Consider the following 15798-nt stretch of genomic DNA (forward strand, 5'->3'; position numbering starts at 1 on the left):
GCGGCGCAAGTCCACCGGACGCGCCGGCCCCGCCAGACTCGCAGGACCCGCCGGATTTACTCCGGCTGGCCGTAGCCGCCACCGCCCGGCGTTTCGATCACGAACACGTCGTCCGTCCGCATCTCGGTCTTGCCGATGTGACCCAAATGTTCGACGCTGCCATCGGCCCGCAACACGCTGTTGCGGCCCAACGCGCCCGGCGCACCGCCCGCCATGCCGAATGGTGCGTGGATCCGGTTGTTGGACAGGATGGCGGCCGTCATCGGTTCCAGGAAGCGCACCTTGCGCACACCGCCGTCGCCGCCGCGCCAGCGTCCCGCGCCGCCGGAACCATGGCGGATGGCGTAGCTCTCCAGCCGCACGGGGAAGCGGAATTCCAGGATTTCCGGGTCCGTCAGGCGCGAGTTGGTCATATTGGTCTGGACCACGCTGGTGCCGTCGAAGCCCGGCCCCGCACCTGAGCCGCCGCTGATGGTTTCGTAGTACTGGTATCGCGCGTTACCGAAGGTGAAATTGTTCATCGTGCCCTGCGCGGCCGCCATCACGCCCAACGCGCCGTACAGCGCGTTGGTGATGCAGGTGGACGTTTCGACATTGCCCGATACGACGGAGGCGGGATAGTGCGGGTTGAGCATGGAGCCGGGCGGGATCAGCACCTTGAGCGGCTTGAGGCAGCCGGCGTTGAGCGGAATGTCGTCATCGACCAGCGTGCGGAACACGTACAGCACGGCGGCCATGCAGACCGCCGACGGCGCGTTGAAATTATTCTCCAGCTGGTCCGACGTGCCCGCGAAGTCGATTTCGGCGCTGCGGCTGGCCTGATCGACACGCACGGCCACCTGGATCCGGGCGCCGTTGTCCAGCTCGACCGTATAGCTGCCATCGCGCAGCGCGCTGATCACGCGCCTCACGGCTTCCTCGGCGTTGTCCTGCACATGACCCATGTAAGCTTGCACCACGTCGAGGCCGAAGTGGGCCACCATCTTGCGCAGCTCGTCCACGCCTTTCTGGTTGGCGGCCACCTGGGCCCGCAGGTCGGCCATGTTCTGGTCGGGATTGCGGGCCGGCCAGGTGGCGCCGGCCAGCAGGGCGCGCGCTTCGGCGTCGCGCAACTGGCCGCCGGCGGCGCCGTCGACCAGCTTGAAGTTGTCGATCAGGACGCCCTCCTCCTCGATGCTGCGCGAATCGGGCGGCATCGAACCGGGCGTGGTGCCGCCGATGTCGGCATGGTGCCCGCGCGAGCCGACGTAGAACAGGATCTGCCCGCCCGCCTCGTCGAACACGGGCGAGATCACCGTCACGTCAGGCAGGTGGGTGCCGCCGTGGTAGGGATCGTTGAGCATGTAGACGTCGCCCGGATGCATGCTGCCCGCGTTGGCCTGCATCACGGTCTTGATGCTCTCCCCCATGGAACCGAGATGCACCGGCATATGGGGCGCGTTGGCGATCAGGTTGCCGTCTGCGTCGAAGATGGCGCAGCTGAAGTCCAGCCGCTCCTTGATATTGACCGAGTAGGCCGTGTTCTGCAGCCGCAGCCCCATTTGTTCCGCGATCGACATGAACAAGTTATTGAAGATCTCCAACATGACCGGATCGGCCGTGGTGCCGATGGCGCGCCGCTGGGGCAGCGCCTCCACGCGCGTGAGCACCAGATGGTCGTGCGGCGTGACTTCGGCCTGCCAGCCCGGCTCCACCACTGTGGTGGCATTGGCTTCCGCGATGATGGACGGGCCTTTGATGATGTCGCCAATGCGGGTGGCCGAGCGCTGATACAGCTTGGTGTTGCGCCACTGGCCGCCGCTGTACATGCGCACCACGGCTTGCGGCGTGAGGCCGGACACCCGGCGCGGTGCCGGCGTGACCATTTCGGCCGGCGCGTCGGAGCGGCCCAGTGCCTCCACCGATACCGCCTCCACGATCAGCGCCTTGGCCGGCATGAGGAAAGAGAAGCGTTTCTTGTAGGCGGATTCGAACTGGGCTTGCATCGCGCCGGCCGTATCGAATAGCACGACCAGCGCGGAATCGGTGCCTTCGTACCGCAGGTGGACCCGGCGCAGCACGGTGATGCGTTCCGGCGCGACGCCCTGGCGCACCAGTTCCGCATGCGCTTCGTCACCCAGCGCGTGCAGCCGCGCTTCCAGGTGCGCAAGGCGCTCATCGGCCAGTTTTTCCTCCACGGCCGCCTCGCGCATGGCGCTCTGGTCGGCCAGGCCCATGCCGTAGGCCGACATCACGCCAGCCAGTGAATGGATGAAGACTGTCTTCATGCCCAGCGCATCGGCCACCAGGCAGGCGTGCTGGCCGCCGGCGCCGCCGAAGCTGGTCAACGTGTATTCCGTCACATCGTGGCCGCGCTGGACGGAGATCTGCTTGATGGCGTTGGCCATGTTCCCGACGGCGATCTCGATGAAGCCTTCGGCCACCTGTTCCGGCGTGGCCGGCTTGCCGGTCGCCGCCGCGATCTGGGCGGCCATCTCGGTGAAGCGGGTGCGCACGGTCTGCGCGTCCAGCGGCTGCTTGCCTTCGGCGCCGAACAGGTGCGGGAAATGGCCGGGCTGGATCTTGCCCAGCATGACATTGCAGTCCGTGACGGCCAACGGCCCGCCGCGCCGGTAGCTGGCCGGGCCCGGGTTGGCGCCGGCGCTGTCCGGCCCCACCCGCAGGCGGCTGCCGTCGAAATGCAGGATGGAGCCGCCGCCGGCGGCCACGGTATGGATGCTCATCATGGGCGCGCGCATGCGCACGCCCGCCACCTGGGTTTCGAACACGCGCTCGAACTCGCCCGAGTAATGCGACACGTCGGTCGAGGTGCCGCCCATGTCGAAGCCGATCACGCGCTCGAATCCGGCCAGCCGGCTGGCGCGCACCATGCCGACGATGCCGCCGGCCGGGCCGCTGAGGATGCTGTCCTTGCCCTGGAACGCGCGCGCGTCCGCCAGGCCGCCATTCGATTGCATGAATTGCAGGTTTACCCCCGGCATCTCGCGCGCCACCTGGTCCACGTAGCGGCGCAGGATGGGCGACAGGTAGGCGTCGACCACGGTGGTGTCGCCGCGCGCCACCAGTTTCATCAAGGGACTGACCTGGTGCGATACCGACACCTGGGTAAAGCCGATCTCGCGCGCCATTTGCGCCACGCGCTGTTCATGCTCGTGGTAGCGGTAGCCGTGCATGAAGACGATGGCCAGTGCCCTTAGGCCCTGGTCGTAAGCGGCCTGCAGCCCGCCGCGGGCAGCGTCGGCGTCCAGCGGCACAACCACGTCGCCGTGCGCGTCCATGCGCTCGTCGATTTCGATCACATGGCCGTACAGCAGTTCCGGCAGCACGATGTGGCGCGCGAACAAACGGGGACGGTTCTGGTAAGCGATGCGCAGCGCGTCGCCAAAACCGCGCGTGATGGCCAGCGCCGTCGGTTCGCCCTTGCGTTCCAACAGGGCGTTGGTGGCCACCGTGGTCCCCATCTTGACGGCCTCGATTTGCGCCACGGGAATGGCCGTGCGGGGCCCCAGTCCCATCAGCTGGCGGATGCCGGCGATGGCGGCGTCGCGATACTGTTCAGGATTTTCCGACAGCAGCTTGTGCGTGCGCAGGCGGCCATCCGGCTGCCGCGCCACAATGTCCGTAAACGTGCCGCCGCGATCTATCCAGAATTGCCAATCCATGCCGACCTCAATGCTATACAAGAAGCGCATATTGTAGTGTGTGGGCCAGCGTACGCGCGACACGGTTGAATGGATTATTTCGATGCTAAAATTGTACGAACATCAATCGCCAGCGGGTTTTCGCGCTGGCGCGCAGGCCGGACCTGCCGTTTTACACACTTGATCGGATGCGTCTATGAACCCACTTTATGCCGTCGCGGAGATCCGCGCTATCGAACAGCAAGCCGCGACGGCGCTCCCGCCGGGCACGCTCATGCAGCGCGCCGGCCAGGCCACCGCCAACGCGGCACTCGACATGCTACCCTTCTCGACCAACCAGGCCAGGGTGCTGGTGCTGGCCGGGCCGGGTAACAACGGCGGCGATGCGCTGGAGGCGGCCGCCAACCTGACGTATTCAGGCGTCCAGGTGGAGGTCCTGCATTTTCCGCCCGCTGGCGCACCGTCGGCGGAACGGACGGCCGCGCAGCGGCGCGCAGAACACAGCGATGCGCGCTTCATCGATATCGGCACCAGCACCATGGCAGGCACGGACTGGAACCTGGTGATCGACGGCCTGTTCGGCATCGGCCTGGCCCGTCCCGTTAGCGGCGCCTTGCGCACGCTGGTCGACACGGTCAACACCCTGTCCTGCCCTGTGCTGGCGCTCGACGTACCGAGCGGCCTCGATGCCGATACCGGCGCCATCGTCGGACCGGATGGCGTGGCCGTGCACGCCACCCATACCATCACCTTCATCGGCGACAAGCCAGGGCTGCACACCTGCGATGGACGCGACTACGCCGGGCAAGTGAGTGTGGCCCCGCTGGATCTGGAGCCGCGCCAGTTCCCCCCTGCCCGCATGCACCTGAACGATGTGCGCTTCTTCGCGCGCCACCTGAAACTGCGGCGCCAGAACAGCCACAAAGGCAGTTACGGCAATGTGGCGGTGGTGGGCGGCGCGCGCGGCATGGCGGGCGCGCCCATCCTCGCAGCGCGCAGCGCGCTGCACGCGGGCGCGGGGCGCGTGTTCGCCGTATTCGCGGACGACGCGCCAGCCTACGACAGCGGCCAGCCGGAGCTGATGTGCCGGGCCGCGGCCGGTTTCGACCTCGATAGCGCGGTGCTGGTACTGGGCCCCGGCCTGGGTACGGCGCCACAATCGGTGGACCTGCTGAAACGGGCTGTGGCGAGCGCCAGCCCGCTGGTGGCCGACGCCGACGCGCTCAACCTGCTCGCGTCGGACGCCGCATTGCAGGCGGCCGTCGCGGCGCGCGCCGCCGGCTGCATCATCACGCCCCACCCACTGGAAGCGGCGCGCCTGCTGGGGATCGCCATCGGCGCCGTGCAGGCGGACCGCTTATCGGCCGCGCGCAAGCTGGCGGCGCAACTGCGGGCCACTGTCGTGCTGAAAGGATCGGGGACCGTGATCGCCAGACCCGATGGCGACGCTGTCATCAACACGACCGGCAATCCAGCGCTCGCCACCGCTGGCACGGGCGATGTACTGGCCGGCCTGTGCGGCAGCCTGCTGGCCCAAGGCTGGCCTCAGTGGGAGGCGGCGCTGGCCGCAGTCTGGCTGCATGGCATGGCGGCCGATGTGCTGGTGAACGATGGCGTAGGACCGATCGGCCTGACGGCCGGCGAGCTGACACCTGCCATTCGCGCGGCGATCAACCGCCTGGTACAGCAGCACGCGCGCTGAAGCGCAGCGGGTTCGACTGCGGCGGAAGGTTCGCCGCTGTTATACCAGCCGGCCCGCCGCGATCGTGATCACGCGACCGCAACGCGCAGCGATGGTGGCATCGTGCGTGACCAGCACCAGGGTGGAGCCATGTTCGCGATTAAGCTCGAACATCAGCTGGATCACGGCCTCGCCGGTGGCCGCATCGAGACTGCCAGTAGGTTCGTCGGCCAGCAGCAGCGGCGGCTCCGTGACAAACGCCCGTGCCAGCGCCACCCGCTGCTGCTCGCCGCCGGACAGATATTTGGGATAGTGGCGCAGGCGCTCGCCCAGCCCCACCCGGCGCAACATGGCCTGGGCCCTGTCTTTCGCGCCCGATTCGCCACGTAGCTCCAGCGGCAGCATCACGTTCTCCAGCGCCGTCAAATGGGGCAGCAACTGGAACGACTGGAACACGAAACCCAGTTTTTCCATGCGCAGCGCGGCACGGCCGTCTTCATCGAGCGCGTAGATATCGACGCCATCGAGCAGCACCCGGCCACCGCTGGGCGTATCGAGGCCGGCCAGCAATCCCAGCAAAGTGGACTTGCCGGAGCCTGAAGCGCCTACAATAGCGAGCGTCTCCGCCCTTTGCACGGTAAAATCCACTTGGTGCAATATCGTCAGCTCACCGCCGGCGTCCGCCACCCGCTTGGTCAGACCCGCCACATCGATGGCGGCCGTCGCCCCGGCGGCGTTGGCCGGGGTGGGAGTCAATTGAATGGAAGGCGTCGTTGGAAGATCGGGCATGCTGAACTTGTTAAGAAAATGTCGTGACACTGGAAGGCCATACCGGCAGGCGTTCGCCGCCCTGCTCTTGCTGTGCGCCACCGCGAGCGCCTATTCTGCACCAAAAACCATCCTCGTGCTCGGCGACAGCCTGTCAGCCGAATATGGCTTGAGCCGGGGCAGCGGCTGGGTGGCCCTGGCCGAGCAAAAGATCAAGGAACAGAAGCTCGCCGCCGACATCGTCAATGCCAGCGTGAGCGGCGAGACGACCAGCGGCGGCCGCACCCGCTTGCCGGCGCTGCTGGAAAAGTATCACCCGGAAGTGATCGTCATCGAACTGGGCGCCAACGACGGCCTGCGCGGCTTGCCGGTGGCCGCCGCCGAAGCCAATCTGCGCGCCATGGCCAGCGCCGCGCACGAGGCGAAGGCCCGCGTGCTGCTGGTGGGGATGCGCATGCCGCCCAACTATGGCCGCCAGTACGCCGACCAGTTCTACGCCATGTACGGCACGCTGAGCAAGGAGATCAAGGCGCCGCTGGTGCCCTTCATGCTGGAAGGCGTGGCCGACAAGCCCCAGTTGTTCCAGGCCGACCGCCTGCATCCGACGGCCGAGGCCCATCCCACCATCCTGGCCAATATCTGGCCCTCTCTACAGAAAATACTCAAGACACGATGAAGTACCCTGAACTGCTGCGCTTTGAAGATGCACTGCCCCGGCTGGACCAGTTTGACACCATCATCGACGTGCGCAGCCCGTCCGAATTCGCGCTCGACCACCTGCCCGGCGCCATCAACTGCCCGGTGCTGGATGACGAACAGCGCATCAAGGTCGGCACCATGTACAAGCAGGTCAACTCATTCGAGGCCAAGAAAGTGGGCGCGGCCCTGGTGGCGCGCAACATCGCGCAGCACATCGAAGCGCAGTTCCTGGATAAGCCGCGCGAGTGGAAGCCGCTGGTCTACTGCTGGCGCGGCGGCAACCGCAGCGGCTCCATGGCCCACATCCTGGCCAAGATAGGCTGGCCTGTGGTGCAACTGGACGGCGGCTACAAGGCTTATCGCAACTACGTGAACGGCGCGCTGGAACAAGCCCCCGCCCTGTCGTTCCGCGTGATCTGCGGCACCACGGGCAGCGGCAAGAGCCGCCTGCTGGAAGTGCTGCATGCCGACGGCGCGCAAGTGCTGGACCTGGAGCAGCTGGCCGCCCACCGCGGCTCCGTGCTGGGCAACCTGCCCAGCCACCCGCAACCCAGCCAGAAAGCCTTCGAGACGATGATCTGGGACCGGCTGCGCAAGTTCGATCCGGCCCGGCCCGTGTTCGTGGAATCGGAAAGCAAGAAGGTCGGCCAGCTGCGGGTGCCGGCCGCGCTGATGGATACCATGCGCGGCTCGCCCTGCATCTCGCTCACGCTGTCGCGCGCCAACCGGGTGCGGCTGCTGATGGAGGACTACGCCCACTTCACGCAAGACCCGGCCACGCTGAACGCGCAACTCGATTGCCTGGTCAGCCTGCACGGCCACGAGAAGATCAAGCGCTGGCACGAACTGGCCAATACCGGCCAGATGGAGCTACTGGTGGAGGAGCTGTTGGCCGAGCACTACGACCCTGCCTACCTGCGCTCCATCGACCGCAATTTCGTCCAGTTCGACCAGGCGCAGGTGCTGGAACTGGACGATATCTCCCCCGCCGCCTTCCTGGCCGCCGCCCGCCACCTGCAGGCGAGCGCTTAAAGAATTCGGGACGTAACACACAAGAATTGTGTTACGTCCCGAATTGAACCTGCCGAATCAAAAAACAAAAGCCGCTGAATGCGGCTTTTGTTTTTTGGCGTTGCTGAACTTACTTGGCGTCGGCGTCCGTCTTCGCGGCGCTGCTGGCGACGGCCAGCGGCTTGACGATCTTCACCTTGGCCTTCTGCTTCAGCGCTTCCACGTAATCAAACATCTCCTGCTGCGAAACGATGTTGGCGATCTGGTCAGCCTCAGTCTTGCGGCGCGCTTCATCCTGCTGAGCAGGCTGCTGCACCTTGCCGATGCGGTAGATGCCATAACCCATGCCCGGCAATTCCACGCCCACGTACGCTGGCAGTTTGCTCGTGTCGGCACGCATGATCTGGCCCATGGCCATGCCGTTGATGCCGTCCGCCTTGGCACGCGATACCAGCTTGGCGGCGCCAAAGCCGGTCGCGTCACCTGACTTCTGGAGAGCGGCCAGCTTGTCGCCGCCCGTCTTCTTGGCCAGTTTCAGCGCTTCTTCCATCGTCACGCGTTGACGGATGGCAGCATCCACTTCGGCCAGCGGACGCTTGGCGGCCGGCTTGAATTCGACGATGCGGCCGGCGATCAGGGTGCTCGGCGCCACTTCCACCGCTTCCGTGTTGCGCTTGTTCTGCAGCGAGTCGTTGGTGAACAGCGCGGCCAGGAACTTGGCGTTGTTGTATGGCGCATTGGCGGCAGCCGGCGATGGCAGGCGCGAGATGTTGGCGGCCGTTTCGATCTTCAGGCCCAGCTTGTCGGCCACCGGCTTCAGGCTTTCCGCCTGCTCGTACACGGTGTTGGTGAACGCTTCCGCCAATTCGGAATACTTCTTGGCCGCTTTCTGCTTCTTCAGTTCGGCGGCGACGTCGTTCTTCACTTCGTCCAGCGGCTTGACGGTGGCCGGCTTGAGCGCGGTCACGGTCAGGATGTGGTAACCGAATTCGGACGCCACCACGTCGCTGATCTCGCCCTGTTTGAGCTTGTAGATGGCGTCTTCCACGGGCTTGACCATGGTGCCTTTTTCGATCACGTCCAGGTCGCCGCCTTGCTGTGCCGAACCCGGGTCTTCCGACTTGGCCTTGGCGATCTTGGCGAAATCGGCGGGCGCCTTGCGCACTTCAGCCAGGATGGCTTCGGCCTTGGCCTTGGCGGCGGCCTTGTCGGCGGCGCTGGCATCCTTCTTCACGGCCACCAGGATGTGGCTGGCACGGCGGGTTTCGCCGCTCGTGTAGCGCTGCTGGTTCTGCGCGTAGTAGGCGGCGACGTCGGCGTCGCTCACGCTCACTTGCGACATCACAGCGTCACTGTTGAAGACCACGTATTCGATCTTGGCCTGCTCAGGCAGTTCGAACATCTTGGCGTTTTTGTCGTAGAAGGCCTTGACCATGTCGTCCGTGACCTTGACCTGGGCTGCGAATTCGCTGATGGGCAGCACCAGTTCCTGCACTTCGCGCTCTTGCGCGCCGATGTCGGACACGATCTTGGTCACCGAGCGTGGTGCGAAGCCGGTGTTCTGGATGGCGCCGCTCAGCTGCTGGAAGGCCATGTCACGGCGCATGCGCTGGTCGTTCATGGCCGGCGTCATGCCTTGCGCGGCCAGGATGGCCTTGTAGCGCTCCATGTCGAACTTGCCTTCGCCACCGAACACTTCCAGGATCGCCTTTTGCAGGGCCGCGTCGGTCACAGTCAGGTGGCCACGCGCCACTTCCGCGCTCAGGGCCCGCTCGGCGATCATCTGGTCCAGGATGTTTTGCTTGAATTCAGGCGTATCGAACATCTTCTGGTCGAACTGGGCGCCCAGGCGCTGGCGATAGCTCTCCAGCTGGTTGCGCAGGGCCGAATCGAACTCTTGCTGGGTCAGCGCGCGGCCGTCGATCTTGGCGATCGTGTTGGCGTCGTCACCAAAGCTCTTGTAGCCGCTGATACCGACCAGCGCGAAAGACGGAATGATGAGCAGCATCAGGAAGAACTGCATCAAGCGTTGATGGGTGCGTATAAATTCAAACATGGTCAGCCAATTCGGATTGAGTGGAACGTGCACATACAAAAAAAGGCGAACTCCCGTTCGCCTCTTCTATGTCGGGCGTGGTGGTGGGAGCGACTTGCTCCGGCCAACTTCGCCTTTAAATTCAACGAGTTATACGGCACAGTGAACGAAAAACCTGCCGAATAAATCGGTATCACGCGATTTTACAGTGAGCCTCAGTCGATAGCAAGAGTAAATCAATTGCAACATAAGCCACACGGTGGCCTGCCGCGCATGGCCTAGCAACAGCGCGGCAACGGCCCGATAAAAACAGGTGAAGTTTAAATGAGCAATCATCGGCGCGGAAAAAGAAAAACCCCGCAGCCGATAACGGCTGCGGGGTATCTTGTTCTGGCGGAGCGGACGGGACTCGAACCCGCGACCCCCGGCGTGACAGGCCGGTATTCTAACCAACTGAACTACCGCTCCTGGGTTAGACATTTAATTTCGCATTTGCTGGCGGAGCGGACGGGACTCGAACCCGCGACCCCCGGCGTGACAGGCCGGTATTCTAACCAACTGAACTACCGCTCCTGCAAATGCTGGTACTGCCTGACTGTGGTGGGCGCTGAGAGGCTCGAACTCCCGACCTAAGCCTTGTAAGGGCTCCGCTCTACCAACTGAGCTAAGCGCCCCACATCATGCACAAACAAATCGGTGAGCGTCCACTCACCGAAGTCCGTTAGTTTACAGCATCTTTCAAAGCTTTGCCAGCTTTAAATTTAGGAACTTTTGCTGCGTCGATGGTGATTTCTTCCTTGGTGCGCGGATTGCGGCCGGTACGGGCGGCGCGTTCGCTCACGGAGAAAGTGCCAAAGCCGACCAGGGTGACGCTGTCGTTCTTTTGCAAGGTTGTCGTTACACCGTCGATCACCGCATCGAGTGCGCGCGCCGCAGCCGCTTTCGAAATATCGGCGGATTGGGCAATATGGTCGATCAATTCAGTCTTATTCACTAGCTTCCCCGTCACAAAGGTTTATATCGTTGCACCGCTATTTAATCGCCATTCAAATGGCGCGCTAAACGCGGCTGAGAAAAATCTCAGGCCGTATTAAACAAGCCGCACTCGCTTTATGTCAAGGCTTTAAGCCAGGAATAAGGACTTAAATAACAAACAAGCGCCTCGCGGGCGCTTGTTTGTTCATTGCGGGACACAGAAAGTTAATGTTTTACTACTTCCGTCTGGCCATCCGCCTTGGCTGCCGCAGCCGCCACCGCTTCCACGGCAGCCGTTTCCACCAGTGCTTCCGGCATGCGTTCCAGGGCGATTTCCAGCACTTTATCGATCCAGCGCACGGGCACGATTTCCAGCTTGTTTTTCACATTGTCCGGAATATCGGCCAGATCCTTGACGTTCTGCTCAGGGATCAGCACGGTCTTGATGCCACCGCGCTGGGCTGCCAACAGCTTCTCTTTCAAGCCGCCGATTGGCAACACTTCGCCGCGCAAGGTGATCTCGCCCGTCATCGCCACATCGGCCCGGACAGGGATGCCCGTGAACACCGACACCATGGCCACCGTCATGGCCGCGCCGGCGGACGGACCGTCCTTGGGCGTGGCGCCTTCCGGCACGTGGATGTGGATGTCGCTCTTCTCGAACAGCTCGGCCTTGATACCCAGCCGTGCCGCCCGGCTGCGCACCACGGTGCGGGCCGCCTCGATCGATTCCTTCATCACGTCGCCCAGCGTACCGGTGCGGATCACGTTGCCCTTGCCTGGCATCTGCACGGCTTCGATGGTCAGCAGGTCGCCGCCCACTTCCGTCCATGCCAGACCCACCACCTGGCCGATCTGGTTCTCTTTCTCGGCCACGCCGAAGTCGTAGCGGCGCACACCGAGGAACTTGTCCAGGTTTTTGCTGGTGACGGCCACTTTCTTGTCCGACTTCTTGAGCAGCAGCATCTTGACCACCTTGCGGCAGATCTTCGACACTTCGCGCTCCAGCGAACGCACGCCCGCTTCCCGCGTGTAGTAACGGATGATGTCGCGCAGGGCCGACTCGGCCACCGAGATTTCCTCATCCTTCAGACCGTTGTTCTTGATCTGCTTGGGCAGCAGGTAGCGCTGCGCGATGCTGGTCTTCTCGTCTTCCGTGTAACCGGACAGGCGAATCACTTCCATCCGGTCCAGCAGGGCCGGCGGGATGTTGTACGAGTTCGACGTCGCCACGAACATCACATCGGACAGGTCGAAATCGACTTCGATGTAGTGGTCGGAGAACGTATGGTTCTGTTCCGGATCGAGCACCTCCAGCAGGGCCGACGACGGATCGCCGCGGAAGTCCGCACCCATCTTGTCGACCTCGTCCAGCAGGAACAAGGGGTTGCGCACGCCGACCTTGGCCAGCGATTGCAAAATCTTGCCCGGCATGGAGCCGATGTAGGTACGGCGGTGGCCACGGATCTCGGCCTCGTCACGCACGCCGCCCAGCGCCATGCGCACGAACTTGCGGTTCGTGGCGCGTGCGATCGACTGGCCCAGCGAAGTCTTACCCACGCCCGGAGGACCAACGAAGCACAGGATAGGCGCTTTCAGCTTGTCGACGCGCTGTTGCACCGCGAGGTATTCCAGGATGCGTTCCTTGACCTTCTCCAGGCCATAGTGGTCACTTTCCAGCACTTTCTCGGCGTTGCTCAGGTCGTTATTGACCTTGGACTTCTTCTTCCATGGCAGGCTGACCAGGGTGTCGATGTAGTTGCGCACCACGGTCGCCTCGGCCGACATGGGCGACATCAGCTTGAGTTTTTTCAGTTCGGCGGTGGCCTTGTCCAACGCTTCCTTCGGCATCTTGGCGGACGCGACTTTCTTCTCCAGCTCGTCCAGGTCGGCGCCCTCCTCGCCTTCGCCCAGTTCCTTCTGGATTGCCTTGACCTGCTCGTTCAGGTAGTACTCGCGCTGCGACTTCTCCATCTGGCGCTTGACGCGGCCACGGATGCGCTTTTCCACTTGCAGGATGTCGAGCTCGCCTTCGAGCTGGCCCAGCAGGTGTTCCAGGCGCTTGGAGACGCTGAAGATTTCCAGGATCACTTGCTTCTGCTCAAGCTTGAGCGGCAAGTGGGCGGCCACCGTGTCGGCCAGGCGGCCGGCATCGTCGATGCCCGACAGCGAAGCGAGGATCTCGGGTGGAATCTTTTTGTTCAGCTTGACGTACTGGTCGAACTGCTGAACGATGGCGCGCCGCATGGCTTCCAGTTCCGACTCGTCGCCCAGCTCCGATTCGAGCGGCGTCAGGTCGGCCACGAAGTGCGACGGGGTGTCGGTGATGCGGTTGATGCGCGCACGCTGAGCGCCTTCCACCAGCACCTTGACGGTGCCGTCGGGCAGTTTCAGCATTTGCAGAATATTGGCCACGCAGCCGATTTCATAGATATCGGAGGCAGAAGGTTCGTCTTTGGCAGCGGCTTTTTGCGCGGCAAGCATGATGCTCTTGCCCTGCTCCATGGCCGCTTCCAGCGCCTTGATCGATTTTGGGCGTCCTACGAACAGCGGTATCACCATATGCGGGAAAACGACGACGTCCCGCAACGGCAATAACGGCAGTTGAGTTTGCTCAGTTAATTTGGAGGTTGTCATGGCGTACCTTATGTGAAAGCGTGTTTATGATGTGGGCGCAATGTGGCCGTATCACAAGACCAGCGTCCAGAAAAAATTCCAGGCGTTCACTTTTTGGCCGGGAAACTGGAGGCCGTGCTCTAAAAGTCTACAGTTCAAATAAAAAAGCCACGCGCGGCGCAGGTGTCGCGAGTGGCTTTTCGAATGAAGCCTGCATCTTTTATTGATTTAAATTGTACCGCCTTGCCCCGGAGATGCGAAACCCTTTTTTCGCATTTGTGTCTCCGGGGTATTGAGTCTATTTAATTTTCGCCAGAAACTTTTGCCTGTTCCTGATAAATTAATAATGGTTTGGCGCCGCTGGTGATGGTATTTTCATCAATCACCACCTTGGTGACGTTTTGCTGGTTCGGCAATTCGTACATGATATCGAGCAGCGCGTGTTCCAGGATGGAACGCAGGCCACGGGCGCCGGTCTTGCGGGCCAGCGCCTTGCGGGCGATGGCGTGCAGCGCGGCGGGACGGATTTCCAGCTCCGCCCCTTCCATGTCCAGCAGCTTCGAGTATTGCTTGACCAGTGCGTTTTTCGGCTCGATCAGGATCTGGATCAGTGCCTCTTCCGTCAGTTCCGACAGCGTGGCGACCACGGGCAAACGGCCCACCAGCTCGGGGATCAGGCCGAACTTGATCAGGTCTTCCGGTTCCGCTTCCTGCAGCACGTCGCTGGCCGAACGTTCGGACTTGCTCTTCACGCTGGCCGAGAAGCCGATGCCGCTCTTTTCGGAACGGTTGGAAATCACCTTGGCCAGGCCGTCGAAGGCGCCGCCGCAGATGAACATGATGTTGGTGGTGTCGATCTGCACGAAGTCCTGGTTCGGGTGCTTGCGGCCACCTTGCGGCGGGACGGAAGCCATGGTGCCTTCGATCAGCTTCAGCAGCGCCTGCTGCACGCCCTCGCCCGACACGTCGCGCGTGATGGACGGATTGTCGGACTTGCGGGAAATCTTGTCGATCTCATCGATGTAGACGATGCCGCGTTGCGCCTTGTCCACATCGTAGTTGCAACTTTGCAACAGTTTCTGGATGATATTCTCGACGTCCTCGCCCACATAACCCGCTTCCGTCAGCGTGGTGGCGTCGGCGATCACGAAAGGCACGTTGAGCATGCGGGCCAGGGTCTGGGCCAGCAGGGTCTTGCCGGAGCCGGTGGGGCCGACCAGCAGGATGTTGCTCTTGGCCAGTTCCACGTCGTCTTTCTTGCCCAGGTGCTTGAGGCGCTTGTAGTGGTTGTACACCGCCACCGACAGGATGCGCTTGGCCGTTTGCTGACCGATCACGTACTGGTCCAGCAAGTCCTTGATTTCTTGCGGCGTGGGCAGGTCCGACTTGGCGCCCGTGACCGATTCGATGGCCGACGTTTCGTCGCGGATGATGTCATTGCACAAGTCAATGCACTCGTCGCAGATGAAGACGGACGGGCCGGCGATAAGTTTCTTTACCTCGTGCTGGCTCTTGCCGCAAAACGAGCAGTACAGTAATTTTTCGCCGCTGGAGGATTTTTTGTCTGACATGGGGCAGTTTTCTTTGGTTTACCAGGTTGTGTCCGGTGCTACTGTGTGCGGCAGGAAAAAATCCGCCCACAACTACATGCTACCCGAAATAAAAACGAAACGCCCGAACGTTTGAGCGTCCGGGCGTTTTTTCAGCAATTGCGCTTGGGACGCATCAAGCGCGGGAGGTCAACACTTTGTCGATCAACCCGTACTCGGTGGCTTCCTCGGCCGACAGGAAGCGGTCGCGGTCGGTGTCCTTGGCGATCTGCTCGATCGTCTGGCCCGTGCGTTCCGCCAGGATACTGTTCAGGCGGTGGCGCAAATAGAGAATTTCCTTGGCCTGGATCTCGATGTCGGACGCCTGGCCCTGGGACCCGCCGGACGGCTGGTGAATCATGATGCGCGAGTTCGGCAGCGAAAAACGCTTGCCCTTGGCGCCGGCGGCCAGCAGGAAGGCGCCCATGGAGGCGGCCATGCCGGTGCACAACGTGGACACGTCGGGCTTGATGAACTGCATCGTATCGAAGATCGCCAGGCCGGCCGAGACGGAACCGCCAGGAGAGTTGATGTACAGCGAGATATCCTTGTCAGGATTTTCGCTTTCCAGGAACAGCAACTGGGCGACGATCAGGTTGGCCATCTGGTCGTTGACGGGGCCTACCATGAACACCACGCGTTCCTTGAGCAGGCGCGAGTAGATGTCGTAGGAGCGCTCGCCGCGGCCGCTTTGTTCCACCACCATCGGCACCAGGCCGAGCATTTCAGTGTCCAGCGCCGGATTTCGGTTCATTCCAGTCATTCCTTTTCCTTGTGAAGCAG

At 62.8% G+C, this 15798-nt stretch carries 10 protein-coding genes and 3 tRNA genes; 3 read left to right on the plus strand and 10 right to left on the minus strand.

Translation table 11 applies throughout. The features are described 5' to 3' along the window. Nucleotides 1-56: 56 nt before the first annotated feature. Nucleotides 57-3662 carry a hydantoinase B/oxoprolinase family protein gene (locus H3H39_RS11410; RefSeq protein WP_182153514.1) on the minus strand — a complete coding sequence of 1202 codons (3606 nt, stop codon included), beginning with the start codon at nucleotides 3660-3662 and terminating at the stop codon, nucleotides 57-59. A 175-nt stretch (nucleotides 3663-3837) separates the two neighbouring features. On the opposite strand from H3H39_RS11410, the gene H3H39_RS11415 reads away from it, so the two are divergent. After that, on the plus strand, nucleotides 3838-5343 hold the full coding sequence (locus H3H39_RS11415; RefSeq protein ID WP_182153515.1) for an NAD(P)H-hydrate dehydratase: 1506 nt from the start codon (nucleotides 3838-3840) through the stop codon (nucleotides 5341-5343). 39 nt (nucleotides 5344-5382) lie between these two features. Here H3H39_RS11415 and H3H39_RS11420 read toward each other — a convergent pair whose 3' ends face one another. Then, the gene (locus H3H39_RS11420; protein WP_182153516.1) at nucleotides 5383-6111 is read right to left on the minus strand and encodes an ABC transporter ATP-binding protein; all 729 of its coding nucleotides are present in this window, start codon (nucleotides 6109-6111) and stop codon (nucleotides 5383-5385) included. On the opposite strand from H3H39_RS11420, the gene H3H39_RS11425 reads away from it, so the two are divergent. After that, nucleotides 6110-6766 carry an arylesterase gene (locus tag H3H39_RS11425; protein WP_182153517.1) on the plus strand — a complete coding sequence of 219 codons (657 nt, stop codon included), beginning with the start codon at nucleotides 6110-6112 and terminating at the stop codon, nucleotides 6764-6766. The two genes, H3H39_RS11420 and H3H39_RS11425, sit on opposite strands and share 2 nt — an antisense overlap. Beyond that, complete coding sequence (gene mnmH, locus H3H39_RS11430; RefSeq protein WP_182153518.1) at nucleotides 6763-7821, plus strand: tRNA 2-selenouridine(34) synthase MnmH; 1059 nt, start codon at nucleotides 6763-6765, stop codon at nucleotides 7819-7821. The genes H3H39_RS11425 and mnmH overlap by 4 nt, the downstream gene beginning before the upstream one ends. Before the next feature lie 109 nt (nucleotides 7822-7930). Here the strand turns inward: mnmH and H3H39_RS11435 are convergent, their stop codons facing one another. The 8 genes from H3H39_RS11435 to clpP all read right to left on the minus strand — a co-directional run bounded on the left by H3H39_RS11435 (nucleotide 7931) and on the right by clpP (nucleotide 15769). Continuing rightward, nucleotides 7931-9856 carry a SurA N-terminal domain-containing protein gene (locus tag H3H39_RS11435; protein WP_182153519.1) on the minus strand — a complete coding sequence of 642 codons (1926 nt, stop codon included), beginning with the start codon at nucleotides 9854-9856 and terminating at the stop codon, nucleotides 7931-7933. 370 nt (nucleotides 9857-10226) lie between these two features. Beyond that, nucleotides 10227-10303: transfer RNA gene (locus tag H3H39_RS11440), tRNA-Asp, on the minus strand. 28 nt (nucleotides 10304-10331) lie between these two features. Next, nucleotides 10332-10408: transfer RNA gene (locus H3H39_RS11445), tRNA-Asp, on the minus strand. A gap of 25 nt (nucleotides 10409-10433) precedes the next feature. After that, nucleotides 10434-10509 (minus strand) — tRNA-Val (locus H3H39_RS11450). A gap of 47 nt (nucleotides 10510-10556) precedes the next feature. Beyond that, nucleotides 10557-10844, minus strand: coding sequence for an HU family DNA-binding protein (locus tag H3H39_RS11455; RefSeq protein ID WP_311196558.1), 288 nt, complete (start codon nucleotides 10842-10844; stop codon nucleotides 10557-10559). 191 nt (nucleotides 10845-11035) lie between these two features. After that, nucleotides 11036-13447, minus strand: a complete 2412-nt coding sequence (gene lon, locus H3H39_RS11460; RefSeq protein ID WP_182153521.1) for an endopeptidase La — start codon at nucleotides 13445-13447, stop codon at nucleotides 11036-11038. A 281-nt stretch (nucleotides 13448-13728) separates the two neighbouring features. Next, the gene (clpX, locus tag H3H39_RS11465) at nucleotides 13729-14997 is read right to left on the minus strand and encodes an ATP-dependent Clp protease ATP-binding subunit ClpX (RefSeq protein ID WP_182153522.1); all 1269 of its coding nucleotides are present in this window, start codon (nucleotides 14995-14997) and stop codon (nucleotides 13729-13731) included. 154 nt (nucleotides 14998-15151) lie between these two features. Continuing rightward, entirely contained in the window at nucleotides 15152-15769 is a 618-nt protein-coding gene (gene clpP, locus H3H39_RS11470; protein ID WP_182153523.1) for an ATP-dependent Clp endopeptidase proteolytic subunit ClpP, read from the minus strand. Nucleotides 15770-15798 lie beyond the last annotated feature (29 nt).

Source organism: Rugamonas apoptosis, from assembly GCF_014042355.1.
Classification (GTDB): Bacteria; Pseudomonadota; Gammaproteobacteria; order Burkholderiales; family Burkholderiaceae_D; genus Rugamonas; species Rugamonas apoptosis.

What these genes read in the sequence shown, in the direction of transcription:
- H3H39_RS11410 (WP_182153514.1), bottom strand. Translation starts at nt 3,662, where the DNA reads ATGGATTGGCAATTCTGGATAGATCGCGGCGGCACGTTTACGGACATT.
- H3H39_RS11415 (WP_182153515.1), top strand. Translation starts at nt 3,838, where the DNA reads ATGAACCCACTTTATGCCGTCGCGGAGATCCGCGCTATCGAACAGCAA.
- H3H39_RS11425 (WP_182153517.1), top strand. Translation starts at nt 6,110, where the DNA reads ATGCTGAACTTGTTAAGAAAATGTCGTGACACTGGAAGGCCATACCGG.
- H3H39_RS11420 (WP_182153516.1), bottom strand. Translation starts at nt 6,111, where the DNA reads ATGCCCGATCTTCCAACGACGCCTTCCATTCAATTGACTCCCACCCCG.
- mnmH (WP_182153518.1), top strand. Translation starts at nt 6,763, where the DNA reads ATGAAGTACCCTGAACTGCTGCGCTTTGAAGATGCACTGCCCCGGCTG.
- H3H39_RS11435 (WP_182153519.1), bottom strand. Translation starts at nt 9,856, where the DNA reads ATGTTTGAATTTATACGCACCCATCAACGCTTGATGCAGTTCTTCCTG.
- lon (WP_182153521.1), bottom strand. Translation starts at nt 13,447, where the DNA reads ATGACAACCTCCAAATTAACTGAGCAAACTCAACTGCCGTTATTGCCG.
- clpX (WP_182153522.1), bottom strand. Translation starts at nt 14,997, where the DNA reads ATGTCAGACAAAAAATCCTCCAGCGGCGAAAAATTACTGTACTGCTCG.
- clpP (WP_182153523.1), bottom strand. Translation starts at nt 15,769, where the DNA reads ATGAACCGAAATCCGGCGCTGGACACTGAAATGCTCGGCCTGGTGCCG.